Origin of the sequence: Secundilactobacillus kimchicus JCM 15530 (assembly GCF_001433995.1) — a bacterium.
Classification (GTDB): domain Bacteria; phylum Bacillota; class Bacilli; order Lactobacillales; family Lactobacillaceae; genus Secundilactobacillus; species Secundilactobacillus kimchicus.
In genome coordinates this window covers 1-26,377 of sequence record NZ_AZCX01000004.1, presented here as the reverse complement: position 1 = coordinate 26,377, position 26,377 = coordinate 1, and the positions used below count along the sequence as shown (strand labels likewise).

Below are 26,377 nucleotides of genomic sequence, written 5' to 3'. Positions count from 1 at the left end.
CCCCAAAAGAAAAGGTGCGTTCCGTTACTTCCTAGACTTCTTGCCAGTCTTGTCACTACCCGTTCGCTCGGTAATTTCCGTTTGGGAGTGAGCTGGTTTCGCAAAAATCATGCGCCCAGCATCCGTTTGAATTGCTGAAGTCACCACGACATCAAGTTGTTTGTTGAGATAGAATTTACCATCCTCAACGACCACCATCGTGCCATCATCCAAGTACGCCACCCCTTGTTGGCGCTCGGTCCCGTTTTTCACGACCATCACATTCAAATGTTCGCCAGGGATGACGCGTGGCTTAATCGCATTAGCCAGAGCATTGATGTTTAAGACCGACACATTTTGAAATTCAATGACCTTATTGAGATTATAATCATTGGTCATAATAACGCCGTTCACTTCTTTAGCTAACTGAATGAGCTTGCTGTCCACTTCGGGAATATCTTCAAAGTCGCCTTCGTACATCTCGACGGGAGCCAAATGCTCATTTTGCAGCTTATTTAAAATATCCAACCCCCGGCGGCCACGAACCCGCTTAATACTGTCACTTGAATCAGCAATGTATTGCAACTCATACAACACAAAGTTTGGTACTAGCAGGGTCCCTTCAATGAAGCCGGTTTTGACGAGATCATAAATTCGACCGTCAATGAGAATGTTGGTATCTAAAATCTTGTAGTGGTGGTAGTTTTCATCAACGGGTCGGTCAATAATATCGTTACTAGCGCTATCGGTCGCCCCTTTGCGGGAGCGAAATTGAAATAGCTTGCGCCATTCATCTCGCCTAGTCGTCCCTAACCGAAACCCCAAATACCCCAATACAATCATCAAGACAATCGGCAAAACACCGCTTAGCAACGGCGAATCCAGTCGCATCAAGGGGGTTGAAATCAACAGTGCAAGAACTAAGCCCACAATGGTCGACAAACTACCAAACAGTAAATAAGCCGGACTCTTTGACGATAGGCTCACTTCAATTCGGTTGATCAAGCGTTCAATAATCGGTGAAACCAATAGGGATAATAGCCAAAACAAGAACGCCCCCACAACCGCATTTGACAAGCCGTTATTATACCAAGTCTGCTGCTTAGTCCCGATTAGATACCACAAAATGGGTAAATAAGCGACACCGAGTCCCAGACCGACAACCGAGAAAATCGTTTGAATCATTATTCGTTTTCGTTTCATTCCGTCAACTCCCTTCAAGTCGTTACCCTAGAATTAGTTTAAGGGCCTGACGAATTGTGGCAACCCCGATCACTTCAATATTCGTCGGTGGCGTCCAATCCTTCAAATTATTCTTAGGAATATAGATGCGCTTAAATCCAAGTTTGGCCGCCTCGTTCACCCGACTCTCAATCCGGTTAACGCGTCGGATCTCACCGGTCAGGCCGATTTCGCCGACGTAACACTCAGCCGGATCCGTGCCCTTGTCCCGATAGGAACTCGCAATACTGATTGCGAGTGCTAAATCGACAGCCGGTTCATCTAGTTTAACCCCACCGGCCGCTTTTAAATACGCATCCTGATTTTGCAACATCAAGTTGGCCCGTTTTTCCAAAACAGCCATAATCAGTGACACCCGATTACGATCAATCCCTGATGCAGTTCGTTGCGCGTTACCAAAAACTGATGGTGTCAGCAAAGCTTGAATTTCAACTAGGATTGGCCGAGTCCCCTCCATTGAGACAACAATTGCGGACCCGGTCGCGTCATCAAGTCGTTCTTCCAGAAAAATTTCTGACGGGTTTTGAACTTCGGCCAATCCCGTTTCTTGCATTTCAAAAATTCCCAACTCATTGGTCGAACCAAACCGGTTTTTAACAGCTCGCAAGATTCGGTAGGTGTGATGCAGATCGCCTTCAAAATACAATACCGTATCCACCATGTGCTCCAATATTTTTGGCCCCGCAATAGCGCCGCCCTTAGTCACGTGACCCACCACAAAGATGGTGATACCGCGTGTCTTAGCGATCCGCATGAGTTCCGCTGTCACCTCTCGAATTTGAGCCACCGAGCCAACGGCTGATTGAATATCTGGTTGTGACATTGTTTGAACTGAATCAATCACAACATAGTCTGGCTTTAGTTCATCAATATTTTCACGAATCCGCCCCATGTCAGTTTCAGGGTACAAATACAAATTATCACTCGCGACGGATAACCGGTTCGCCCGCATTTTGATTTGGGTGGCACTTTCTTCTCCAGAAACATACAGCACTTGGCCACCCGTTTGACTCAACTGACCGGAAACCTGAAGGAGTAAGGTGGATTTGCCAATGCCGGGATCGCCCCCAATGAGGACTAACGAGCCCGGAACGACGCCACCACCCAATACTCGGTTCAATTCTCCCAATTGGGTTTTCACACGAGGTTCTTTTTCGGTCGTGACTTCTGCCAGCTTTTCTGGCTTAGCCACCACCCCGCCCACGGCCCGCCGACTAGGCTTAGCGGTCGAGGCAGTTTCAATGACTTCTTCAACAAACGTATTCCATTTGCCACAGTTGGGACAGCGCCCCAAAAACCGGGGTGCTTGATACCCACATTCCTGACATACATACTGGGTTTTTGCCTTGGCCAATAGGGGCCCTCCTTTTTAAATTAAAAATGTTTGACTATTATTAACCAATCACTATTCTAGCATAGTTAGCGGACGAATCTAACGCAAAACAATCACCTTTATGGCTTCTTAAAGTTATTGTCCAGAAGACCCAAAACCACCTTGACGCTCTTGTTTTGGCGTCACGTCATTATCGGCCGCCAAGTAGTTCAAAAAGAGGCCTTGACCAATCCGCTCCCCCTTTTTAATCACCGCATCCGTTAAGCCGAAATTCAGCACCTGAATAAAGATCTCGCCTTCATTACTCTCGTTATTGTAGTAATCCGCATCGATGACCCCAATCCCGTTTGGAATGACTAATCCCCGTTTCAATGGATTGCTGGACCGGTTGGCCAGAATTAACACCTCGTCATCTTGCATATAGCTCTTAATTCCCGTAGGCACTAAAAACGGCTTCAAAATCCGCTTTGCGCGATCCGCATCAGCCGGCGCTATCGTTTGTTCGTGCCGAATCGCCCACAATACTTTTAGAAAATCTAGTTTCCAAATCGACGGAACAGTGAAATCCACCGCACTTTCGAAGTCGTACCCAGCCGCCTGCTTGGTCGTTCGATATGGTAAATGAAGCCCTTGTCCGTCGTACTTTGAGACGATTTGAAATCCTCGTTTCATTTTCATTCCTCCCTGCATTGTTATTATCTTACACTACGGGTAATGAGGCGACAAACCGAATGATAAAATATGGCCGATTTCCGGTCAAATGGAGTACAATGTAACCATTTACTAAAGGAGTGTGACTAATTTGAGTCAATCAAACGAACAAACGGCTGCGATTACAGCCAAGCAAATTTCACGCTATCAAGATACTTTTAACGCTCGCAAAGATGCCAAAGTGGTCGAGCGTGCTGTCACCCATCAAGGTATTCTGGCAACGAGTGCTGATTTTGCCTCAGACGTCGATATGACCCCCGTTTTCTCAATTGACTTAGAGACCGGGAAAGTGGCCAACCAAAAGCAAAGTGGCCGATGCTGGATGTTCGCAGCTCTGAACACGATGCGCCACGAATTAGCTGACTTATTTAAGCTTGATGATTTCGAGCTCTCCCAAAACTACACCTTCTTCTGGGATAAATTCGAAAAAGCTAACTACTTCTACCAAAATGTTTTGGACACAGCTGTTAACCCCATTACCGACCGTAAAGTGGCCTTTTTAATGGCGACTCCGCAACAGGATGGTGGCCAGTGGGATATGTTATGCGCCATCATCGAAAAATACGGGATTGTTCCTAAGTCAGCAATGCCCGAAACCTACAGCAGCTCAAAATCAAGTGAGCTCAACACGACGCTTAACAAGAAGCTACGTAAAGACGCCACAATCTTACGTCAAATGGTGACCGACAATCAGTCTGACGAGGCCATTGCCAAAACGCGCGATCAAATGTTGAGCGATGTTTACCGGTTATTATGCTACACACTTGGCGAACCAGTTCAGACTTTTGACTTTGAATATCGCGATAAAGACCACAATTACCACGTTGACCGTGACTTAACGCCCAAGGCCTTCTACGACAAGTACGTTGGTTGGAACCTGGACGACTACGTCTCCATCATCAACGCCCCAACTAGCGACAAGCCTTACAATCAGACTTACACCATTGAGATGTTGGGTAACGTGCTCGGTGGCCGTCCTGTAAAGCACTTAAACGTTGATATGCCAACCTTTAAGCAACTGGCAATTGCTCAACTTCAAGCGGGCCAAAGTGTTTGGTTTGGCTGTGATGTGGGTCAAAGCTCTGACCGTCAAAAGGGGATCATGGACCTTAACGCTTACAACAAGAACGACTTACTTGATATTGACCTGTCAATGACTAAGGCAGAACGCTTAGACTACGGCGAGAGTTTGATGACTCATGCCATGGTCATTACCGGCGTTGATCTCAAAGAAGGTCAACCAACTAAGTGGAAAGTCGAAAATTCTTGGGGTGAAAAGGTCGGCCATAAAGGTTACTTCGTCATGAGTGACCGTTGGATGGACGAATATTGCTATCAAGTTGTTGTCAACAAGAAGTTTTTGAATCCTGAGCTGCAAACGGCTCAAGCGGCTGAACCAAAAGTTTTGGCACCATGGGATCCAATGGGCGCCCTAGCAAGCCACTAATTAATCTTAAAAACCACCGATTCGGTGACTGGACACTAAGCTGCCAGACCGAAAACGGTGGTTTTTTCTAGCCTCATTTAGCCGTTAATCGAGTACCCGCTTGGCTACAATCTCGAAATCCGAGTCAATTTGATACCAAATTGGCTTACCATTCGGCACTTCAACCTGATCAATTGCGTCGTCACTGATTCTCTCCAAGTACTTAATCAGTGCCCGTAGCGTACTCCCGTGAGCGACCACTAATTGATTGTGTCCCGCTCTTAGTCCCGGTGCGATATGGTCTTGCCAATAGGGCATTAATCGATCATAAGCCATCTTAAGACTTTCGCCACGAGGTTCGGTGACGCCAATCTGGGCATAACGCCGGGCCACATCTGGTTTGGCCAAAAGCGGTGGGACCGTCGTAAAACTGCGTCGCCATTCATGCAGTTGGGCTGCGCCAACCCTTTGTTTGACGACGTCTTTATTCTGCCCCCGTAACGCGCCGTAGTGCCGTTCGTTTAGCCGCCACGTTTTGATCATTGGCAGGTCATTTTGACCAATCTCGTCCAGCACGATGTTTGCCGTCATGATAGCCCGTTTCAACATCGACGTATGAACCTGTTGAAAGGTCAGTCCAGTTGCGGCAATTCGGCTCCCCGCTTCGTGAGCCTGCGTTAGTCCGGTCGCAGTTAACGCTACATCGCTCCAACCCGTGAATAAATGTTGTTGGTTGGCTAAACTCTGACCGTGTCTCATGATGACCAGTTCAACCATGTTTTGTCCCCTCCTACTTTTCTTGTTCAGGGTAGCACATAATCCCCTAAAAAATAAACAAGAAGTTTCATGAACTCCTTGTTTATTGTACTCACTAAATGACGGCATTCAACAACATCATCAAAATTGGGATCACAATCAAACTCATTAATGTGGTCTCGGTGACCATGACCGCAGCAAAACTGGCATCCGCCCCATACAGTTTGGAAACAACCGGCGCGTTCGTCATGACCGGCATTGCAGATTGAATGATAAACACCTGTTTCATCATCACTGGTAGCCCAGTCGGTAACACCAACGCCGCCATTAAAGCTGGTGCCAAAACAAATCGGCCCAAGAGAATCCCAATATTACCCCGGTTTAAGGTCAAATCATGGACGCTGACGTTCGCAATGGCGATCCCAATAAAGATCATCGACAGTGGCACGGTTAACCCACCAACATAGCTGAGATCAGCCATAATAAAAGCTGGTAACTGAATTTTCAAGAGCACCAAGACGACCCCCACCATAAAACCTAACAACGGTGGTGAAAAAACTTTTTTCAAGGTTTGGCCTAAGCTGAATTTGTAGTCCCCTAGTCCGTCCCGCTGAATTAAGTACACGCCCAGTGTCCAAAAGATGGTGGTATTTGCCATATAGTAAACCAACACGTAAGGTAGGCTTTTGGCCTCACCAAATAAAGCGACGTTAACTGGGAGACCGACAAACACCGTATTTGAGTTAAAAAACATGGACTCAAAAAGACCCAGATGGCTCTTCTTAATATGTAAAAAATGCGCAACGATGATTGAAATAACAAAAAGAATCATCATCGAGATAACGGGAAACCGCAAATCAGGCAACGTACTAACTAAACTGTGAAACGAGAATTTGTCGACAATGGTGTAAGCCATGTACGCCGGCAACGCAATTTGAGTCACCAACCGAGCAATCAACTTGCTTGCTGATTCGTTGAACCATCCCATTTGCGTCAAAACATAGCCTAGCGCGATCATGATTAAGATCTCAACGACCCCGGCCACGCTTTTTGCAAATAACAAAAGCATGACAAATCACCTCCTAATTTCATTTTACAAATTGGTTTTTATTATAGCACACGAACCCGGTCAATCACTGCTTCCATTTGACTTGATTATTTAAGAACTGGCCGTTGCCGTTTACGTCGCGGGATTTTTATGGTGTAATAATAAAGACTGAGGGGTGACAAAAGTCTTAAGTTCTACTTAAGCTTGCAAAAAATTGAAAAGATTGTAATATTTCTGTCATACAATACACAAAGATTTGAACTAGGGTGAGGAATAATATGGCTTCCAAAAATTCGAATAATGACAATCAAACGCGTCGGCGCAGTTCGCAGGCTCATTTCAAGCAACCAAAGAAACACCGGGGATTAAAATGGACGATTTTTATCGTTTTGCTGATTTTAATTACGGGTGGCGCAGCATATGGTATTCATGCCTACTTTGCGGCTCGGGATGCCTTTCAGGCTACCTATCAAAAAGGCGACACCAACAAATTACGAAACGTCAATCAAGTCATCAAGGACGGTAAGCCGTTGTCCATTCTGTTACTAGGAACTGACACTGGCGCCCTTGGCCGCCATGACACCGGCCGAACTGATACCATCATCGTTGCGACCGTCAATGCGCAAAAAAAGACCGCTTATTTGACGAGTATCCCACGTGACACCAACGTCACCTTACAAGGCGGAACGCAAAAAATTAACGCTGCCTATACGCTCGGTGGGGCGCCAATGGCAGTCGACACCGTTCAAAACCTGTTAGATGTACCCATTGATTTTTACGCATTAGTCAACATGGGCGGCCTTGAAAAAATGGTTAACGCCGTGGGTGGTGTGGATCTGAAACCCCTCCTCACCTTCTCTTATGGGCATGCCCACGTTGTCAAAGGGCGACAAACGCACCTGAACGGAAAACAGGCGTTGGACTACTCCCGCATGCGTGAAACGGATCCGCTAGGCGACTATGGTCGTCAAAAGCGTCAACGCCAAGTCATTCAAAAGCTCTTGATCAAGGCAATGGGCATTGGGTCTATTCCCCGGTACCAATCAATTTTAACTTCTCTCAAAGGAAACCTAAAAACCGATTTAACCTTTGATGATTTAATTGCCATTCGTGGTAAGTATGGTGACGCGACTCACCATATTAAGTCCCAAACCCTGCAAGGTCAGGATGCAATGATTGATAACCTGTCCTATCAGGTCCCAACCGCAACTGAAATTGCTCGGGTTTCGACGAATATTCGTCGATCACTTGGATTAGCAAAATCCACAAAGTTGACTGGAAACGCCGCGCAAAGCGGTAATGCCAATTCTGCAACACCAGCTAACGCAACGACCGAAACAACGACTGGCTACTAACTAAAAAGATGCTAAACGATTATCCGTTTAGCATCTTTTTTAATGGCCTCTGAAAATCGCCAGGACGCCGCGGGCTCGAACCAGTTGCTCCGGCTTCAGATAAGTTCGAATGGCGCGCAACACCGCCTTAGCATCCTTTGCAGCAAATGGATATTGATTACCGGTTTGACTAATAACGGTAAACCGCGAGATTTTCTTTCTCATTGATACCGATGCAACAACCTGATTAACCTCACCCCAAGCTAGCATCACTGAAAGCCGCTCAGCATGATCATTCGTAAACTGGATTCCCGTTGGGCTAATCGTCAATTTGCCAAACTGAGGGGCTCCTGCAAAGTACGTCGCAGCCATTTTCAGCGTTATCTGCTCGTCTTGTTCATTATCCAATTTTGCCTCCTAGCGTTTACCGCGGCCAATTAGCCGCAAAAAACTGCGTTTAACAACGTCGAAAAATGAAAGGGCTCGAACTAAATGGTCTGGATCGACGTGTCGCCGAACCTCACGCAGCAGTTCGTGCGTTTTTTTGGACGAGAACGTAAACGTTCCACTCGACTTAGTTCGAATTGCAAACCGGGGGATCCACCGTCCACCAAACATAACGGAGGCCAGTACATAATCAATTTCTTCCCATGGAATCTGAATATAATCCCGTTTGTTTCGATCATCAAAAAATTCAAACCCCTTGTCGCCAACCATGATTTTTCCATAACTTCCTAGCCCTAAAAATGATGTAGCATTCACCACTAAATCCGCTCTTGTATTGATTGACTGAACCACTGAACTAACCTCCATCATGAGTCTTAGTTTCATTATAATCAAGCTAACCCTTGAAATCAAAAAACCGAATGCCATAACCGCGCATTCGGTTTTCTAGACTGTCACTCATTAATCATAGGTTCAATCCTACATGACATGAAGGACGTGTAAAACAACCCCGACAACGAACAATCCTAAAATAATGATAATTGGTGATACCTTCTTCTTCAGTAACCACATGCACAAGAACGTGAGCAATAGGCCCGCTAAACCAGGTACCAGTAAGTCCAAATTATCTTGAAGCGTCGTCACCTTGTATTCGTCTAACGAACGGCCAGCTGCTTGTTGGACCAAAGCTTCTTTGATCCCCGCAGCCCCATGAGGTAAGTTTGCCCAGTCAATGAACGCCCCTTTAGCCTGCTTAATGGTTGAAACAACCGGTGTAAACTTCACAACAACCCAACGGTTAATCAACGCACCCAAGATGAACATACCTAAGATGGTTGCCCCTTTAGTCACCTTTTGAAGCAAACCGCCTGACATATCTTCACTAATTCGGGAACCTGCACGGTATCCAAACTCTTGTGAGTACCAAGTGAAGCCCATCCGAATTAAATTCCAGAAAATAAAGTAGATGAGCGGCCCCATAATGTTGCCACCGATGGCCAAACTGGCTGCTAAGGCCCCAAGAATTGGCTTAACAGTGAACCAGAACACTGGATCACCGACCCCAGCTAGAGGACCCATCATCCCAACTTTAACCCCTTGAATGGCAACGTCATCGATTGGCGCACCATTTGCACGGTCTTCTTCTAGTGACAACGTAACGCCTAAAATTGGTGAAGCCAAGTACGGGTGGGTGTTAAAGAACTCCAGGTGCCGTTTTAAAGCAGCTGATCGGTCTTCCTTTGTCTTATACAACTTTTTCAAAGCTGGGATCATACTGTAAGCCCAACCACCGTTTTGCATCCGTTCATAGTTCCATGAACCTTGGATGAAGGTTGACCGCCACCATACGGAAACTCGGTCGCGTTTTGTTAGCGTAATTTTCTTGTTATCTGCCATTGTTTTCGTCTCCCTTCATCAATAATTGTCTATGATGTCGCCAAGCGGGTCACCCGAATTAGCGACACCGCCTTGTGAACTACCTGAACCACTCTTGTCAGACAAGTTCAAGTAAATCAAGGCAAGGCCAATTCCAATGGTTCCAAGGGCGATCAACGTCAACTGTTGAACGGTAGCGAGCACAAATCCGATAGCAAAGAATGGCCAAACTTCACCGGTTGCCATCATGTTGATCACCATCGCGTACCCAACGGCAACGACCATCCCACCACCAATGGCTAATCCTTCCGACAGCCAAGTTGGCATAGCATTCAGCAAGCTACGAACGGGACCCGCTCCAACCGCTAAGATCAAAGCGGCTGGGATAGCAATCCGCAGTCCTTGCATGGTAATGGCAATCCATTGCCAAATGTCAATTTTTCTAAAATTACCTTCTTCGGCTGCGCGGTCCATAATGTGAACAATCCCAGTTGCCAACGTCCGGGCTAAGATGGTGAGTAGCAAACCAGCAACTGCCAGCGGAACAGCAACCGCAATAGCGCTTGCTTGACCCTTGGCGCCAAAATCACCACTTAAGACAAGAATAATTGCTGAGGCAACGGCAGCCAAGGCAGCATCTGGGGCAACTGCGGCCCCAACGTTAGCCCAACCTAGAGCGATCATTTGGAGCGATCCCCCTAAAATCATGCAGGGTACCAAATGCCCTGTTACTAATCCAATTAACGTGCACGCAATCACTGGTTGGTGGAAGTGAAATTCATCCAAAATACCTTCCATCCCAGCCAGAAACGCAACGAGCACCACTAAAATTTGTTGAATAAAGTTCAATTCCATGGCGATTCTTCCTCCGTTTCAAAACAGGATTATGCTTTTTGCGCCTGTAACTCGCTTTCTGCTTTTTTCAAAATGTTATCCATATTTTCGCCACCATCACCCGGTACTTTCCGAACATCAAATTGAAGGCCCTTTTCTTTGAGTTTTTTGAAAGTATCGACGTCGGTTTGGTCAAAAGCTAATACCTTGTTAGGTTGCACTTTCCCAACCGAGTGAGCCATTGAACCCACATTGATCGTCTTCAATGGGACGCCGCCTTCTACAGCCCTTAAAACATCTTCAGGGTTTTCGAACAGCAATAGGACCCGTTGGCCGCCAAAGTGTTCTTTATCCTTAGCCAATTCAATCATGTGATCGACTGGTACAACATGGGCTTTAACCCCAATCGGTGCGGCTTGTTGAATCAAGTTCTTCCGCAAATCATCCTTGGCAACCGCATCAGAAACAACAATAATCCGGTTAGGTGAAACCGACTTTGTCCAAGCCGTTGCCACTTGACCGTGCAACAACCGTGAATCAATCCGGGTTAAAACATAGTCCATATCACCCGGCTTGCCGACAGTGCCGTTTGTGGCTACTGGTTGCGCCTGAGCTGGGCTAGTCGCCGAAGCTGGTTCCTTAGGAGCCAATTCTTCTGGCTTCACCTTGACGCCATCCTTGGCCACTTCAAGAATGTGGCTGGCAATTTCTTGGGCAGTTGTCTCACCCATCCGAGCGCCATATGCTTCAATTAGCATGGGCAGATTTAACCCCGTCACAATTGCCCACTTATCTTTATGATCCGTCAGCAAATTGTTAATTTGGTTAAACGGTGTGCCACCCCAGAGATCGACCAAGAACAAAACGTCTTCTGGATCACTCAGGGATGCCACGGCTTCTTGCACGTGTGCCCGAAAATCATCTGGGCCTTCGCTGGGTTTGAGGGTCACAGCCTTAACATCTTGCTGTTCGCCAAAAATCATGGAACCCGATTGTTGGATTCCTTCCGCGAATTGTCCGTGACTTGCAATGACAATTCCGACCATCTTCATACCTCCCGTTACGTAAAATAACAACAATAATAGCAATACCGTAAAGCTGAATTACGCACGATTCAATAAGTTGAACCAACCGTCAGTCGGAGCTGACGGGCGTAAAAACACCTCCTATCACCAGTGTTAACCATTAAGGTGAAAGTCTTAAGGTCGTAACTTTCACGTTTTTAAAAAGCCAAGAAAGCGTCAATCAAATTACAGATAAATTAAGCGCTTTCTTTTCTCCTATGACAGTAATGGTCACGCTTACGAACTTAATAATATCACATCCCCTTTTAACCTGCCACAAGTCCAGCTTGTTTTTTTGAAAAAATATTAGACCATTTTTCATATGGGTCACGAAAAAGAAACTATTTATCAGTGATTTACACAAAATTTTCATATGCACCAATTTTAAAGAAAACAAAAAATCACCGCTCACCGGTGATTTCAACGCCTAAGACTCATTTAACTCGCTTGCGAGTGGCACAATTTCTTCTGGAAATGCAAAAACATAATCGGACGCTGCCACTCCCGGTTGGTTTTTAGCCCCCCAAGCAACTAACCCAAACTTAATGCCGGCTGCGTGAGCCGCCTGAAGATCATACTGTGTATCGCCAATGTATACCGTTTCTTCTGGCTCGGCTTTTAACCGCGCCATTGCCACCAAGATTGGGTCTGGGGCTGGTTTCCCACGCTTGGCATCTTCCGCGACTACGAATTCACTGAAGTAGCGTTGCAGCCCAAATGGCGCCATATCACGCTTTAATTCGTATTTTTGCTTAGACGTCATGACAGCCACCGACACCCCTGCCAAGTCATTCAAAGCAGCTAGCATCTTTGTCACGTCCGGGTACACCCGAACCTCTTGTTGAAAATGGGGAATCATGTCTCGCCAGGCTGCCATAATGGTCTCAATGTCGGCTTCGGGCACCGCCAATGCGACGAGCGCATCGCGACTTGGAATGCCAAAAGTTTGGGTTAACGCCTCGTATGGACGGTCGATCCCCCGTGCCGTCAAAACCTTTTGTAAGGATTTCATATACATGGCCTCGGTATCCAATAACGTGCCATCAATATCAAAAATAAAGTTCTTCATGCTTTTCCCTGCACCCTTTCAAATTACTTCTCCTAGCGTACCGAAAACGCCTGACAAGTGCAATCATTCCAACAAAAAACCCGTCCATTGGCAACTACCAAATGGACGGGTCACTTATCTTATGCGGCCAAGAGGACTCGAACCTCCACCGGGAAAACCCCGACAAGATCCTTAATCTTGCGCGTCTGCCAGTTCCGCCATGGCCGCATCAACAAGAAATAGTATATCTAAAATACTACTCCTTTTCAATAGAAATTTGTATTTTCATTCAACTTTTTTAATTTTTTCGCACTACTCAGCGTTCACTGTTGCACCTTGACGGTCAATTCCTAAAATCCGCATACTCCCAACCAGTCCCAAATCCGTCAGTTTTTGGCGCAGAATGGTCAACTGCGGTTCAGTGCCAAAAGTCGCAATTGTTGGCCCGGCACCACTTAGGTACGTGCCATGGAGACCGAGTTTGCTGGCAACGTCGCGGATTTGCGGTAGTTCGGGAACCAACTTAGTTCTGGCCTTCTCGTGGAATTCGTCTTTTTCCATCATTTTGGAGGCCGTTTGCCAGTCTCCCGAAGCCAAAGCGGCCACAAAAACATTGGCAACACTACTCCCCTCAACTGCTTGTTGCCGGGATAATTCGTCGGCCAACACGTTTCGACTATCTTTCGTCAGTAATTTTTCGTTTTTAATAAACGCCAGCACCTTTAAATCTGGCATTTGAAGTTTGACCGAGGTCGTTTGATCACCATCAAAGTTTGCCACAACGACGTCGCCTAGCAAAGCCGGTGCCACGTTATCAGGATGGCCTTCCATCTGGCTAGCAAGGGTGACTTGATCATCAAGGCTCAGGTCCATTTCGCCGAGGTAATTTGCAATTTTTATCCCTGCCACAATGGCCGTCGATGAACTTCCAAGCCCCCGGGCAACCGGAATATCTGACATGACTGTCAGCTGATGAGGCGCTAATTTAGGGTCCGCCTTCAATGCCGCCTGAACGATCAGATTATTCTCATCCGTTGGAACGTCACTGCCCAGTGCGTGATTAACGCGCCAAACCTCTGTTTTTTCTTCAATAATCACCGTCAAATAAACTTGGAATGCGACTCCTACAGAATCAAATCCGGGGCCCATATTTGCTGACGTTGCTGGTACTCGAATCACAACTTTACTCATCTAAAAGATCCCTCCAATATTGGATACACCGCACGCACGGTCCCACTTTTTGGGCGCGCGACATCATTTTTGCTACCATTTCGAAGTCTGTCAGTCGACCAACCAAACTCATCAGCGGTTGGTCGGTCACCAATCCGCGCAGAACTGTGGCCTGTGCAATTTTAACACCCTTAAAAGTAAGCGCGACATTGGCCTCAATCGGCACTACTGTGTCACCTTCAAACAGCACCCAACAATCATGATACCCCATAACTAAACCATCCGTCTCGCAAAGCGGCTTCAACGCAAACGGCCGCACGAGTTGCTGGTATGTCGATGAGGTCTGTGACGACACTGTTAGCAGTCGGCAACAACGGGCGTCACCACTTCAAACGTTAGACTGGTCTGCACTTTAAGTTGTCTTGCGGCACTTGTCAAAATTTCGCAAGCGCCGGTGCCAACCGTCCCTAATCCGACTAGTCCAATTTTATGCGAGTCAATCACTCACCCCACTTCTGAATTAATGGTACGCTCACCAATCAGACTTAACCGGCCACGGCACCGACTGCAGACATACTTTTCAACGTTAATATGCCGACGGCGGACGTACACCTGCCCACAAGTCTGGCACTGGTATTCGTACGCATGGGCCAATTGACCGCTCGACTTTAACCGGGGGGCATAACGTAACCCGCCTACCGCTGCCAATAGCTGTTTAAAGGCTTTTGTCGCATGCTTACCAGAAAGCCCCGCTAGGTGTAGATGATAGTGAACCAATTCATGTTTAATAATGCCTTCTAGCGTCTCAGTACCGAAATTCGTCAACATTTTCGGATTAATGTCGATATGATGATCCGTTAAATGGTACCGGCCACCCGTCGTTTTTAACCGAGAATTAAAGATCGCCTGATGCTTAAAGGCTTTCCCAAAGTCTCGCAACGAAATGTGTTTAACCAGCGCTTGTAATTCCTGATCAGTCATTAGGCGCCACCATACTGAGCTGAATGCGCTGCCGCTTTTCATCAATTTCCGTGACCCAGACCGTCACAATATCTCCTACTGAGACGATATCGGCCGGGTTTTTAACAAATTTTTGAGCAAGTTGTGACACGTGAACCAATCCATCTTGCTTCACCCCAATATCGACAAACACCCCGAAGTCCACAACGTTTCGCACAGCCCCTTGGAGCTGCATGCCCGGCTTTAAATCGGCCATGTTTAACACATCTTGACGCAAAATGGGAGCCGGCATTGAATCACGAGGATCTCGACCAGGCTTTTGCAGGCCCGTCACAATGTCATCAAAGGTCGCCTTACCCACATTAAGCTCAGTTCGAATCGTGTCTAAATTTGCTTGCTGAACTGCTTCGCTAACTGCTGGGGTCCCGACATCCGTTAGCTTAAGGTGTAGGACCGTTAATAGTTGCTTAGCTACCGGGTAACTTTCAGGATGAATATCGGTCCGATCAAGCACGTTTTGACCATCCAAGATTCGTAAAAAGCCAACCGCTTGTTCGTATGCTTTGGGTCCCAACCGGGGGACTTTTTTTAATTCTGGTCGACTTGTTAATCCGCCGGCCGCTTCACGATAAGTCACAATATTTTGGGCCGTCGTGGCTGTTAATCCCGAAATATGACTTAAAAGGGTCGGACTAGCCCGGTTAACATCCACACCGACCTGATTGACCGCCGTTTCGATGACCCGAGCCAACTGGTCGTCTAGCGCTGAAACCGCAACGTCATGTTGATACTGGCCAACCCCAACTGATTTAGGGTCAATTTTCACGAGTTCAGCTAACGGATCTTGCAAGCGCCGGCCAATGCTAATAGCCGACCGTTCTTCAACATGTAATTCAGGAAATTCCTGTCGAGCTAATGGGCTTGCCGAATAAACAGAAGCCCCAGCCTCATTCACAATCGTATATTGGACCGGATGGTCGGCTTCTTTGATGGTATCCGCCACAAATTGTTCTGATTCCCGACTCGCTGTTCCGTTTCCAATGGCAATTGTGTCAACGTGATACTGATCAAGCAACGCCACAAACGCCGGACCTGCTGCTTGGCGCTTAGCTTGTGGCGCCGGTTTATGGGGATAAATCACTTGCTTGGTTAAAAACCGGCCATTTCCATCTACGACTGCCAACTTACACCCCGTCCGATAGGCGGGATCAAAGCCCATAACCACTTGGTTCTTTAACGGGGCCTGCATGAGTAAGTGGTATAAATTCTCACCAAATACTCGAATTGCGTGCGCTTGAGCCTTATCTGTTAAATTGGACCTTAACTCACGTTCAATGGCTGGCTTAATGAACCGTTGATAGGCATCTCGATAAGCCGCTTCAATAATTGCGACGGCCGGCCCAGAATGATCGCCGATTAATTGAAACCGTAAATACCGCAAAAGGGGCGCTTCGTCCACGTCGATTTTAACGGTTAAAATCCCCGCCTTTTCGCCCCGATTAATGGCAAGAACCTGGTAGGAACTCACAGTATTTAACCCGCTTGAAAACGCATAATACGTCTCATAAACGCCATTTTCGTCGAGCTCTTTTCCACCACGCTTAGGTTTGCTAACCAGTTGACCACTACGTTGTGTCTGCTGTCGAATCCAAAACCGAAATGCCGCCCGCTCGCCAATCGCCTCAGCCAGAATCTCATGGACCCCGGCCAAAACAGCGGCTTCGTCTGGAACTTGATCGTTCGTGGCAGCCATTACGTGGGCTGAGAGTCCTGTTTCAGGAAACCCTAATAGCCACTTAGCAAGTGGTTCCAAACCGGCTTCTTTGGCAATGGTCGCCTTAGTCCGGCGCTTTTTCTTATAGGGTAAATATAAATCCTCGACAGCCTGCAGTGTGGTTGCTTGATCGAGCTGAGAAGCAAGTTGCTGAGTTAATTTTCCCTGCGCCTCAATTTGATTTTTAACCTCGGTTCTCCGGGTCAACAATTTATCAATTTGACTTGCGGTATCCGCAACTTCCCGAATTTGAACCTCATCCAGATTCCCCGTTCGTTCCTTTCGATATCGGGCAATAAACGGCACTGTGTTACCATCCTCAATCAAAGCTAACGTTGCTTCAATCTGGTGACCACGATAACTTGGCAGTGCTTGTTTCACTAATTTAATAACTTCTTCATTCATCGAATTGACACCCCACACTTTAGTGCATTCATTATAACACGCTTGAAAATCCAACTTCACTAAAAACTAACCTACGTTAAAAAAGCGTTTTGCTCACTTAATTTGTGACAAAAAAAGGATAATTGAGCGCCATCAATGGCCCCTCAATTATCCCATTATCTCTGTTACATGACTGTCGCCATAATTCGTTGCGTGGTACTGGTCACCTTAGTCATCATATTTTCTTGTTCGCGCTCTGATTCGTTAAAAACGTCAACATTCACGCTCACACCATCTGCGTCAATGGCATCAACCATGGCTTGGCAGGCTTGTTGATAGTTCCGGTAGGCCGCCACCAACTGCTTATGCCGACCGAGCAGGCGAACGGGAACGGGTGCCTGTTGCAACTCATTCAAGTTCGATAAATACACGTCTGTTCCCCGCTGAAAGGTCGTTTTAATCTCAGTCAAAGTTGCTTGACCAAGGGCCGCCACTGAGTCGTTATCAATAGCGGTGCGTAGTTTTTCAAAGTCGGTGTTCATCTCGCCACCGGTATCTTCTGTTTTTTGAATCACTTCTGTTAATTTTGGTAAATAGTGGTTCATATCATTTTGCTTCATATCCGATTTCTCCTATTCTTTGCCAGCTGCTCGTTGAACGGCTTTTACAATTTCAACAATGATAATCATTGAAACACCAGCTCCCAAAACAACGGCCCATTGGCTCATGGCAAGTTCCGTTACATGAAACATGCTGTTGAACCCAGGGATCACAATCGTGGCCCCCAGTAGAATAAAGGCGACCAGAATCGCCCAATTAAACGCCTTATTTCTAAATAGTCCAACTTTAAACAAGGATTGATGAATTGTCTTTGAGTTGAACGCGTGGAACAGTTGAATCAACCCAAGTGTCGCAAACGCCATCGTCAGGGCATCTGCATGGGCCAGTTCGGTTGCTGGGTGGACGGGATACGTAATTGCAAACCAGTACACACCCAGTGTCATTAGCCCTTCTAACAGTCCCTGATACATCACATTGCTAAATACGCCACCCGAGAAAAAGTTCGAGCTTCTGCCCCGCGGTTTTCGATCCATAATATCAGGTTCTGCAGGTTCTAACCCCAGCGCAATGGCTGGGAAGGTATCCGTCACTAAGTTGATCCATAAGATCTGAACCGGCGCCAGAATCTGCCACCCTAATAAGGTCATGATAAACAACGTGAGCACTTCGCCAATGTTAGCCGATAACAAGTATTGAAGCGACTTTTGAATGTTTGCAAAAACCTTTCGTCCCTCTTCAACCGCAACCACGATCGTTGAAAAATTATCGTCAGCCAACACCATGTCACTGGCGCCCTTTGAGACTTCCGTTCCCGTAATTCCCATGCCGACCCCAATATCAGCCGCTTTAAGGGCTGGCGCATCATTAACACCATCCCCGGTCATTGCCACAACTTTTCCGTGTTTTTGCCAGGCGTGAACGATGCGTACTTTGTGCTCCGGGGCCACCCGCGCATAAACTGAAAAGTCGCCGACCCGTTGTTCAAATTCTGCATCAGAAAGTGCATCTAACTCAGCGCCGGTAATCACCCGACCATCGTTATCAGCCGTGGGATCTAATATGCCTAACCGGCCTGCAATGGCCGTTGCCGTGTCTCGGTGGTCACCGGTGATCATTAGTGGTCGAATGCCAGCCCCTTTAGCTTCGATAACCGCCTGTTCTACTTCAGGCCGTTCTGGATCAATCATCCCAATTAAGCCAATGAACGTTAGTCCTTGCTCATCAACCTCTGAACTAAGCGATGCTGGTAACTCGCTCACATTGCGCTTAGCAAACGCCAAAACCCTTAGCGCTTGGGTTGCGAGTTGATGATTGACGCTCAATAGTTGCTGGCGATCCTCATCCGTCATCGGCCGAACGGTCCCGTTATCCAAAATGGCCGTTACCCGCTTAAGTAACTGGTCTGGTGCCCCTTTAACGTACTGAACAATGTCACCATCATTGGTTTCATTAAAAGTCGACATTAGTTTTCGTTCTGAATCAAACGGAATCTCCGCAACCCGCTTATTACTGCTGATACTGGCAGCAACTGGCTCGTCACGGTTCAAATAGTATTGAATGAGGGCAGTTTCAGTCGGGTCCCCAGCCAGCCCATCGTCGGTGAATTTACTATCGTTATTTAAAATCATAGCGAGTGCTAACGGATCAGAAAGCCGGACTTCAGCCTCTGCGCCCCCAACAAGTTGCTGATTAACGTATAGTTGTTCAACCGTCATTTTATTTTGCGTTAACGTCCCCGTTTTATCCGAGGCAATGATGTCTGTACTTCCTAGGGTTTCCACCGCTGGCAATTTACGGATGAGCGCATTTTGTTTAGCCATGCGTTGCGTGCCAAGGGCTAATGTAATCGTGACAATCGCTGGTAAGCCCTCTGGAATGGCCGCCACCGCTAGCGAGATCGCAGTTAATAACATATCCACAACCGTTTCTTGCCCTCGAAGGAGCCCGATGACAAAGACCAACACCGCAATGGCCAGGATCAAAATTGTTAACCAACGGCCTAATTGAGCTAAGTTTTCTTGCAACGGAGTCTTAGTTTCAACCGCGTTGTCAATCATCCTTGCAATCTTACCAACCTCGGTGTGCATGCCTGTCTCAACAACGACCCCGCTACCACGGCCTGCCGTAATGTTGCTACTCATAAAGGCCATATTACTCCGGTCACCCAAGGCAAGATTAGCTTCTTTTAGCACGCCACTTTGCTTATCAACCGGAACTGATTCACCCGTTAGCGCGGACTCTTCCACCTTCATCGCATTGGCAACCGCCAACCTCAGGTCCGCCGGCACGATATCTCCCGCTTCGAGATGCACAATATCCCCAGGGACGAGTTCCGAACTTTTGACGGTCTGAACCTGCCCATTTCGCTCCACATGGGCAATTGGAGCGGCCATCTCTTTTAATGAATTAATGGCTTCTTCCGCTTTGGATTCTTGAAAGACACCAAAAATAGCGTTTAAAATCACCACGGCCAAAATGATAACGGCGTCCACAATTTCACCAGTCAAACCAGCAATAACTGCTGCGATAATCAAAACAATGATCATGAGGTCTTTAAACTGGGCCACAAACTTCTCAAATAATGACGATTGTTTTTTGGCTGCTAATTCATTGGCCCCATATTTTTCACGACGTTCTTTAACCGATGCTTCAGAAAGACCTGATTCCTGTGTTTCTAGTCGGACGAATACTTCATCCGATGTTTGCTGGTACCAAGGTTTGTCTGCCATATTGACCTCCATAGTCTGAACGGTATTTGTTGATATTTTCGTATAAGTCTCACCGTTTAAGGCCGCCCCGGAATCGTGCGATTCTTGTTGACGGGTTGGCCGCAGAGGATTCTGCTGGTTACTCCCTCACGTGCCACAAATTAAACTTGCCAAAAAGTATCATAAACATTGATGGGTAGGTGCCGCTTATGAGCCGTTTTAACGTACCAATTTTCGATCGTTTCAGCCGCCTTGCTGGTCACTTCGCGACCTTCTAGGTAGGCGTCAATATCGTCATAACGAACGCCCAAAGCTACTTCATCTGGCAGCGCCGGCCGATCATCTTCTAAATCGGCAGTGGGTACTTTCTCATACAGGGCCTTTGGCGCCCCCAGGGCTGACAGCAACTGCTTGCCCTGACGCTTATCCAACCGCCAAAGGGGGGTGATGTCAGCGGCACCATCCCCAAATTTCGTGTAAAAACCAGTAACGGCTTCAGCAGCGTGGTCGGTGCCAACCACCGCATAACCACGGGCTCTGGCAATCGCATACTGAGCAATCATTCGCTGCCGTGCCTTGATATTTCCCTTGTTAAAATCGGTCACTTGGAGGCCATTATCGGCCACAGCAGCAACGGCAGCATCCGTTGCCGGTTTAATGTCAACACGCATCGTCACGTCCGGTTTCATAAAATCAATGGCCGCCATCGCGTCTTGTTCGTCGGCCTGGACGCCGTAAGGAAGCCGAACCGCAATAAACTGAAAATCCTGGCCCGTCGCCGTTCGTAATTCGGCCACAGCTTGTTGGCTTAACGCCCCGGCAAGCGTGGAATCCTGCCCACCGGAAATGCCAAGAACCAGCCCTTTCAGTCCCGTGGTCGTCAGATACTGTTTTAGAAAATCCACGCTTCGTCGAATTTCTACCGCCGGATCAATCTCTGGCTTCACTTTCAATGCTTCAATGATTTCCCTTTGTAATGCTCTCACATCTGCCATCTCCTTACTCAAACGACAAGTTTTGAACGTACTCATGAATCTCTTTAATCAGATTCATCTTGTTGTCCCAGCAACGTTGCGACAGGTCAATTGGGTACTTTTGAGGGTTAAGGTCACGCTTGTATTCTGGCCACAGACTCTCTTGGTTATCCATGCATAGCTGTCGGATATCAGCCAATTCAGGTTGTTGGTACACCAGCCGTCCATCCGAATAAATCGTCTGTAAAATTGGCCGAGCATTGAAGTCAGTCACCGTCTTATTGATATAGGTGTAACTTGGATGGAACATGTACAGAGATGACTGTTCCCGAGGGTCCTCATCAAACAGTGCAACGTAGTCTCCCTCCGACTTGCCATCGGCCTTTTTTGTAATTCGCCAAACTTGTTTCCGGCCAGGGGTCGACACCTTTTCCGCATTATTCGAGAGTTTGATAGTGTCTTTTAACTGACCGTTATCGTCAGCAATGGCAACCATTTTGTAAACCGCGCCTAATGCCGGTTGGTCGAAAGCGGTAATCAACTTAGTGCCGACGCCCCAAACGTCAATTTTTGCATTTTGCATTTTTAACGACATAATGGTCTTTTCGTCCAAATCATTGGAGGCATAAATTTTTGCTGCTTTAAAGCCAGCTTCATCAAGTTGTTCACGGACTCGCTTTGAGAGATAGGCCATGTCACCAGAATCAATCCGGACACCCTGGAAATTAATTTTGTCACCCATTTCCTTAGCCACTCGAATCGCGCTTGGAACCCCGCTTTTAATGGTATCGTAAGTATCGACCAGAAAAACACAATCCCGGTGAGTTTCTGCGTAGGCTTTAAATGCCTCATAATCGTTGCCATAAGTTTGAACGAGAGCGTGGGCGTGAGTACCACTAATCGGAATTCCAAATAATTTACCTGCCCGAACATTGGACGTTGCGTCAAAACCACCAATGTAAGCGGCCCGTGTTCCCCAGATGGCGGCGTCAAATTCTTGAGCTCGCCGTGTGCCGAACTCCATGATGGCATCCGTACCGGCTACTGACCGAATTCGAGCAGCCTTGGTCGCAATTAACGTCTGAAAATTCACAATGTTTAAAATGGCCGTTTCAACCAATTGACAATCAGCTAATGGCCCCTCAACCTGTAAAATCGGTTCTTGATTGTAAACCAACTCCCCCTCAACTGCGGAGCGAATAGTCCCTTTAAACTGAAAATTTTCCAAGTAATTCAAAAATTCCGGTGAAAAATGCTCAGTTTCCTTTAAATACGAAATATCTGTTTCGGAAAAGTGGAGGTTTTCGATATAATGTATGATGTGTTGAAGACCCGCAAAAACGGCGAATCCATTTTTAAATGGCATATCGCGAAAAAACACTTCAAAAATCGCGCGTTTGTTTTGAATACCCTTTTCAAAGTAGGTTTGAATCATACTCAATTCATAAGCATCAGTATGCAGCGTTGTGCTGTCATCTGGATATTGCCTAGCCATGTCCGTATCCCCTTTTATGGTGATTTAGTTAACCAATATTTTATCATTAATCGACAACTACGTCATTTAATCAAGATAATTATGTCAATTTCATACGAGGAGGCATTCCCAAAATGCCATTATTTAAAACCGTGAACGTTTTAGACGTTCCCTTCATCAACGCAACCGAGGCCGATTTTTTGACGGTTCTAAAGGAGCGAATTTCAGGGCATCAAAATACGTTCGTTGTCACCGCTAACCCTGAAATTGTGATGTATGCTCAGACTCATCCTGAATACCTCAGCCTTTTGCAACAAGCCGATTTTGTGACACCTGATGGAATCGGCATCATTAAGGGGGCCGAGATGCTTCACACGCCACTACCGGAACGAATCACAGGATACGATACCATGACCCACTTACTCCAGTGGGGAAATGCCCAACACAAATCAGTTTACATGGTGGGCGCTAAACCTGAAGTCATCGCCGACGTCGCCGATCAGCTGGCCGTCCAATTTCCCAACCTTACTGTTCTTGGTATCCATGACGGTTACTTCAATGACTTTGCACCAATTGCGGCTGACATCCGTGATAAGCAGCCTGACATGGTCTTTTTAGCTGTGGGGTTCCCAAAACAAGAACAGTTGATCGACCAGTACCGTCAGGCTTCAAATGGCCTGTGGATGGGGGTTGGTGGCAGTTTTGACGTTCTTGGTCAACACGTCAAACGGGCGCCAGAATTCTTTCAAAAACACCATCTTGAATGGTTCTACCGCCTGGTCACCAACCCGAGCCGTCTCAAACGAATGATGGTCCTTCCCAAGTACCTCTTAGAAGTCCGAAAACACCGCCACTAAGCCTAATTTAAACCGCCCCTGACAGCTCTTACACGAGTCGTCAGGGGCGGTTTAGCGTTTATTTTTCTAAATAAAATTCGAAACGTTCGCCCACATACTGGGTCCGAACATACTCGAACGGCTGACCATCCTGCAAATATGAAACCTGGCGAAGCCGTAAAATGGCATCTCCGCGCTTGATATCAAGCAATTCAGCGACCCGCTCCGAGGCCAGCGACGCCGACACGTTTTGCTTGGCGCGTCCTGGTTGGAGATTCCTTTTTGTCTCCAACGCCCGGTAAAGCGAATCGGTCACTTCTGGTTTTGACAGGCCTTCAATAATGCTAGCTGGAATGGTAGCAACTTCAAAACTAATTGGCACATCGTCGCCGTAGCGGACCCGCTCCATTCGTAACACCTGATCCCCATCTTTTAGCTTCAACTTTTCGGCCTCGCTAAGTGACGGGCTCATCATGTGGTACGAAATAGTCTTACTTGAGGGTTGCTTTCCCTGAGCTAACATGACGTCACTAAAACCAGTGACACCAGACATTTTTTCTTGGACCTTCTGGTTAGCCACAAACGTCCCAGAGCCGACAAATCGCTCCAAAATACCTTCGTCAACCAAGGTTTGAATCGCTTGTCTAAGCGTCATCCGACTCACATTAAACTGCACCGCTAGCTCGCGCTCGGACGGAATCCGATCACCAACGGCCCACTTTCCAGCCTCAATCTTGCGCTTAATTTCGTTATGAATCTGAATATAAACGGGTGATCCCATTGTCCTCCGACCTTTCTTTTTACAGGTAATGAAACTAGGCTTGGTGCCCAAAGCTATAGGTTGCTTCGAGGTTCAACGCCCGGTCAAAAACGTTTAAGTCGGCATCTTTACCAACGGTTAAAGTGCCCTTTCGAGTCAACCCAAATTCAACGGCCTGATTCACAGAGCTCATCAGGACTGCTTCTTCAATCCCACAGCCCGTAAAGTCAATCACGTTTCGGAACGCATCATCAAACCGCAACACAGAGCCTGCTAAGTTACCACTTTCAAGCCGCGCTTGCTTATCTTTAACGATCACTTTTTGACCGCCAAGTTCACTTTCACCTTCGGGCATCCCCTTTGCCCGCATGGAGTCTGTCACCAATTCAATCCGGTGGGGACCCTTTTGTTCATAAGCTAATTTGATCATATCAGGCACAATATGGAATCCATCACAGATAAGCTCCGCATACATGTTATCTTCAAGCATCGCGTGGCCCGTAACGCCGGGCTCACGGTGTTTAAATTCGCGCTGTGCGTTGTACAAATGAGTCACGTGAGTTGCTCGACTGGCCAACATCTGTTCACGGGTTGCATTAGAGTGCCCCACTGAGGGCACGATGTTGTGTGCTAAACAGTAGTCTTCAAACTTAGCAGCGCCCTTATCCTCAGGGGCATAGGTAATTAACCGGACTCGGCCGCCAGATAAGCTGTTCCAGTGGTCCAATAGTTCAACATCTGGATCCTTAATGTACTTTTCGGGTTGAGCGCCCTTATAAATCGCTGCAATAAACGGCCCTTCTAAGTGAACGCCTTGAATCACAGGATTTTTTGCGGCTGCCTCAGCAATGCCGGTCATTGCGTGGTTAATGTTTTCCGTTGACTGGGTCATGGTAGTCGGGAAAATGGTCGTGACACCCTCGTGCACCATATCATTGACCATTTCGTTGATTTGATCAGGGTCGCCATCCATCGAGTCAAAGCCGTAGCCACCGTGACTATGAACATCAATAAAGCCCGGCACAACAACCTTACCAGAGACGAAATGAACGTCATCATCTGGTTGGGCCCGATACTCGCTGACCGGACCCACCGCCTCAATCTGACTGCCAAATCGCAAATAGCCGTCCGAAATCACTTCTTCACCAGTATAGATTGTTGCGTGCTTTAAAACGGTACTCATATAAAGGTTCCTCCTAATTAAAGATCAGGTTACGCTCAAAGTATATACCGGTATAGACCAAATGTCTAGTCTTTTGCTTATTCTTCGTTATTTCGTTGAATTGTGGCATCAATTCCTTTAACAACCGCGGTCATAAACCCGTTTTCCTCCATTGCCAACAAGCCAGCAACCGTACTACCACCTGGTGATGACACGTGGTCAATCAATTCAAATGGCACCTCTGTTGACTGCATGACCATCTTGGCTGATCCCAAAACAGCTTGGGCCGCAATCTGCGTGGCCTGCTGCTTGTTGAGACCATGCTTCACACCTGCTCGTGCTAGACTGTCAATGAAGAAATAGACGTATGCTGGAGATGACCCCGCCAATGCTGAAAATGTTGCAAAGTCGGTCTCGGGTAGATCGGTCGTACTCCCAACGGCCTCAAAAAGTGAAATGAGTTGTTGTTTTTGATCCCCGACCAAATTCTCGTTGGCATGAACAGCTGTCATTCCTTCGAGAATTGCAACGTTTAGGTTTGGCAACGTCCGCAGGATTGGTAGGTCATAACCGGCAATTTCTTCCATTTCGGTTAACGCTAAGCCGGCCACAATTGAAACTAAGGCGTGGGGTTTCGCATTTAAATCATCCCGAACCTCCTTCAAGACAGTTTTTGCGACATTAGGCGTTACCGCCAACACAACCACGTCACTTTGTTGCACCAATTCCCGATTAGTCGTAGCTGGTCTCGTCCCAGTTTTTTTGGCAAATGACTCATAAGACTGCGCATGTGCACTGTGCACAATAATGTCACCAGCGTTAACTTGGCCGCTCTTAACGAGGCCAGTGATGATGGCCTGCGCCATGCCCCCAACACCAATAAATCCAATTGTCATAGTCATGGTCTCCTTTTTTGAGGATCTGATTTCACCTAATTATACCAAAAAAGCGTAAAAAAAATCAGTCACACACCGTGACTGATCAAAGTTGGGCTAGCTGGGTTCGAACCAGCGCATCA

General features: G+C 47.1%; 26 protein-coding genes and 1 tRNA gene. 3 read left to right on the top strand and 24 right to left on the bottom strand.

The window, feature by feature from the left end; genetic code table 11:
• Window positions 1–24: 24 nt before the first annotated feature.
• The 3 genes from FC96_RS06275 to FC96_RS06265 all read right to left on the bottom strand — a co-directional run bounded on the left by FC96_RS06275 (window position 25) and on the right by FC96_RS06265 (window position 3,226).
• The gene (locus FC96_RS06275) at window positions 25–1,182 is read right to left on the bottom strand and encodes a PIN/TRAM domain-containing protein (RefSeq protein WP_054660557.1); all 1,158 of its coding nucleotides are present in this window, start codon (window positions 1,180–1,182) and stop codon (window positions 25–27) included.
• 22 nt (window positions 1,183–1,204) lie between these two features.
• Window positions 1,205–2,575 (bottom strand): DNA repair protein RadA, encoded by a 1,371-nt coding sequence (gene radA / locus FC96_RS06270; RefSeq protein WP_054660555.1) that lies wholly within the window; start codon window positions 2,573–2,575, stop codon window positions 1,205–1,207.
• 114 nt (window positions 2,576–2,689) lie between these two features.
• Window positions 2,690–3,226, bottom strand: coding sequence for a dCTP deaminase/dUTPase family protein (locus tag FC96_RS06265; RefSeq protein WP_056942405.1), 537 nt, complete (start codon window positions 3,224–3,226; stop codon window positions 2,690–2,692).
• Window positions 3,227–3,386: 160 nt separating this feature from the next.
• Between FC96_RS06265 and FC96_RS06260 the strand changes: the two genes are divergently transcribed.
• Entirely contained in the window at window positions 3,387–4,712 is a 1,326-nt protein-coding gene (locus tag FC96_RS06260) for a C1 family peptidase (protein ID WP_235804736.1), read from the top strand.
• Between the two features lie 84 nt (window positions 4,713–4,796).
• On the opposite strand, the gene FC96_RS06255 is transcribed toward FC96_RS06260, so the two are convergent.
• Both FC96_RS06255 and FC96_RS06250 read right to left on the bottom strand, forming a co-directional pair.
• Complete coding sequence (locus tag FC96_RS06255) at window positions 4,797–5,468, bottom strand: 2,3-bisphosphoglycerate-dependent phosphoglycerate mutase (RefSeq protein WP_054660553.1); 672 nt, start codon at window positions 5,466–5,468, stop codon at window positions 4,797–4,799.
• Between the two features lie 94 nt (window positions 5,469–5,562).
• Entirely contained in the window at window positions 5,563–6,516 is a 954-nt protein-coding gene (locus FC96_RS06250) for an AEC family transporter (protein WP_056942403.1), read from the bottom strand.
• Between the two features lie 257 nt (window positions 6,517–6,773).
• Between FC96_RS06250 and FC96_RS06245 the strand changes: the two genes are divergently transcribed.
• Window positions 6,774–7,850 carry an LCP family protein gene (locus FC96_RS06245; protein WP_056942402.1) on the top strand — a complete coding sequence of 359 codons (1,077 nt, stop codon included), beginning with the start codon at window positions 6,774–6,776 and terminating at the stop codon, window positions 7,848–7,850.
• 39 nt (window positions 7,851–7,889) lie between these two features.
• On the opposite strand, the gene FC96_RS06240 is transcribed toward FC96_RS06245, so the two are convergent.
• From FC96_RS06240 to FC96_RS06165, 16 genes are all read right to left on the bottom strand, one after another.
• On the bottom strand, window positions 7,890–8,237 hold the full coding sequence (locus FC96_RS06240) for a DUF956 family protein (protein WP_054660551.1): 348 nt from the start codon (window positions 8,235–8,237) through the stop codon (window positions 7,890–7,892).
• Window positions 8,238–8,246: 9 nt separating this feature from the next.
• Window positions 8,247–8,627, bottom strand: coding sequence for a DUF956 family protein (locus tag FC96_RS06235; protein WP_056942401.1), 381 nt, complete (start codon window positions 8,625–8,627; stop codon window positions 8,247–8,249).
• Between the two features lie 126 nt (window positions 8,628–8,753).
• Window positions 8,754–9,671 carry a PTS system mannose/fructose/sorbose family transporter subunit IID gene (locus FC96_RS06230; RefSeq protein WP_054660549.1) on the bottom strand — a complete coding sequence of 306 codons (918 nt, stop codon included), beginning with the start codon at window positions 9,669–9,671 and terminating at the stop codon, window positions 8,754–8,756.
• Between the two features lie 18 nt (window positions 9,672–9,689).
• Entirely contained in the window at window positions 9,690–10,505 is an 816-nt protein-coding gene (locus tag FC96_RS06225; RefSeq protein ID WP_054660547.1) for a PTS mannose/fructose/sorbose transporter subunit IIC, read from the bottom strand.
• A gap of 29 nt (window positions 10,506–10,534) precedes the next feature.
• On the bottom strand, window positions 10,535–11,530 hold the full coding sequence (locus FC96_RS06220) for a PTS sugar transporter subunit IIB (RefSeq protein WP_056942400.1): 996 nt from the start codon (window positions 11,528–11,530) through the stop codon (window positions 10,535–10,537).
• Window positions 11,531–11,975: 445 nt separating this feature from the next.
• On the bottom strand, window positions 11,976–12,617 hold the full coding sequence (locus FC96_RS06210; protein WP_054660545.1) for an HAD family hydrolase: 642 nt from the start codon (window positions 12,615–12,617) through the stop codon (window positions 11,976–11,978).
• Between the two features lie 122 nt (window positions 12,618–12,739).
• Window positions 12,740–12,824, bottom strand: a tRNA-Leu gene (locus tag FC96_RS06205).
• Between the two features lie 84 nt (window positions 12,825–12,908).
• Window positions 12,909–13,787: a homoserine kinase gene (gene thrB / locus FC96_RS06200; RefSeq protein ID WP_056942398.1), complete on the bottom strand. Its 879-nt coding sequence runs from the start codon at window positions 13,785–13,787 to the stop codon at window positions 12,909–12,911.
• Window positions 13,780–14,037, bottom strand: a complete 258-nt coding sequence (locus FC96_RS06195; RefSeq protein ID WP_054660543.1) for a hypothetical protein — start codon at window positions 14,035–14,037, stop codon at window positions 13,780–13,782. The genes thrB and FC96_RS06195 overlap by 8 nt, the downstream gene beginning before the upstream one ends.
• Window positions 14,038–14,123: 86 nt before the next feature.
• Window positions 14,124–14,270: a hypothetical protein gene (locus tag FC96_RS12870; RefSeq protein WP_156403173.1), complete on the bottom strand. Its 147-nt coding sequence runs from the start codon at window positions 14,268–14,270 to the stop codon at window positions 14,124–14,126.
• Window positions 14,271–14,747 (bottom strand): SprT family protein, encoded by a 477-nt coding sequence (locus tag FC96_RS06190; protein WP_054660541.1) that lies wholly within the window; start codon window positions 14,745–14,747, stop codon window positions 14,271–14,273.
• A complete protein-coding gene (locus FC96_RS06185) occupies window positions 14,740–16,905 on the bottom strand; it encodes a Tex family protein (RefSeq protein WP_056942397.1) in 2,166 nt (721 codons plus the stop codon). The genes FC96_RS06190 and FC96_RS06185 overlap by 8 nt, the downstream gene beginning before the upstream one ends.
• 164 nt (window positions 16,906–17,069) lie before the next feature.
• Window positions 17,070–17,504 (bottom strand): hypothetical protein, encoded by a 435-nt coding sequence (locus FC96_RS06180; protein ID WP_056942396.1) that lies wholly within the window; start codon window positions 17,502–17,504, stop codon window positions 17,070–17,072.
• A gap of 12 nt (window positions 17,505–17,516) precedes the next feature.
• Complete coding sequence (locus tag FC96_RS06175; RefSeq protein ID WP_056942395.1) at window positions 17,517–20,174, bottom strand: cation-translocating P-type ATPase; 2,658 nt, start codon at window positions 20,172–20,174, stop codon at window positions 17,517–17,519.
• A 140-nt stretch (window positions 20,175–20,314) separates the two neighbouring features.
• Window positions 20,315–21,139 carry an ammonia-dependent NAD(+) synthetase gene (gene nadE / locus FC96_RS06170; protein WP_056942394.1) on the bottom strand — a complete coding sequence of 275 codons (825 nt, stop codon included), beginning with the start codon at window positions 21,137–21,139 and terminating at the stop codon, window positions 20,315–20,317.
• Between the two features lie 13 nt (window positions 21,140–21,152).
• On the bottom strand, window positions 21,153–22,622 hold the full coding sequence (locus FC96_RS06165; protein WP_056942393.1) for a nicotinate phosphoribosyltransferase: 1,470 nt from the start codon (window positions 22,620–22,622) through the stop codon (window positions 21,153–21,155).
• A gap of 113 nt (window positions 22,623–22,735) precedes the next feature.
• Here FC96_RS06165 and FC96_RS06160 point away from each other — a divergent pair, with 113 nt between their 5' ends.
• Window positions 22,736–23,458 (top strand): WecB/TagA/CpsF family glycosyltransferase, encoded by a 723-nt coding sequence (locus FC96_RS06160; RefSeq protein WP_056942392.1) that lies wholly within the window; start codon window positions 22,736–22,738, stop codon window positions 23,456–23,458.
• Window positions 23,459–23,516: 58 nt separating this feature from the next.
• On the opposite strand, the gene FC96_RS06155 is transcribed toward FC96_RS06160, so the two are convergent.
• The 3 genes from FC96_RS06155 to proC all read right to left on the bottom strand — a co-directional run bounded on the left by FC96_RS06155 (window position 23,517) and on the right by proC (window position 26,255).
• Window positions 23,517–24,218: a GntR family transcriptional regulator gene (locus FC96_RS06155; protein WP_056942391.1), complete on the bottom strand. Its 702-nt coding sequence runs from the start codon at window positions 24,216–24,218 to the stop codon at window positions 23,517–23,519.
• Between the two features lie 34 nt (window positions 24,219–24,252).
• Window positions 24,253–25,380, bottom strand: coding sequence for an N-acetylglucosamine-6-phosphate deacetylase (gene nagA, locus FC96_RS06150; RefSeq protein WP_056942390.1), 1,128 nt, complete (start codon window positions 25,378–25,380; stop codon window positions 24,253–24,255).
• Between the two features lie 77 nt (window positions 25,381–25,457).
• Complete coding sequence (gene proC / locus FC96_RS06145; RefSeq protein ID WP_056942389.1) at window positions 25,458–26,255, bottom strand: pyrroline-5-carboxylate reductase; 798 nt, start codon at window positions 26,253–26,255, stop codon at window positions 25,458–25,460.
• Window positions 26,256–26,377: the final 122 nt, after the last annotated feature.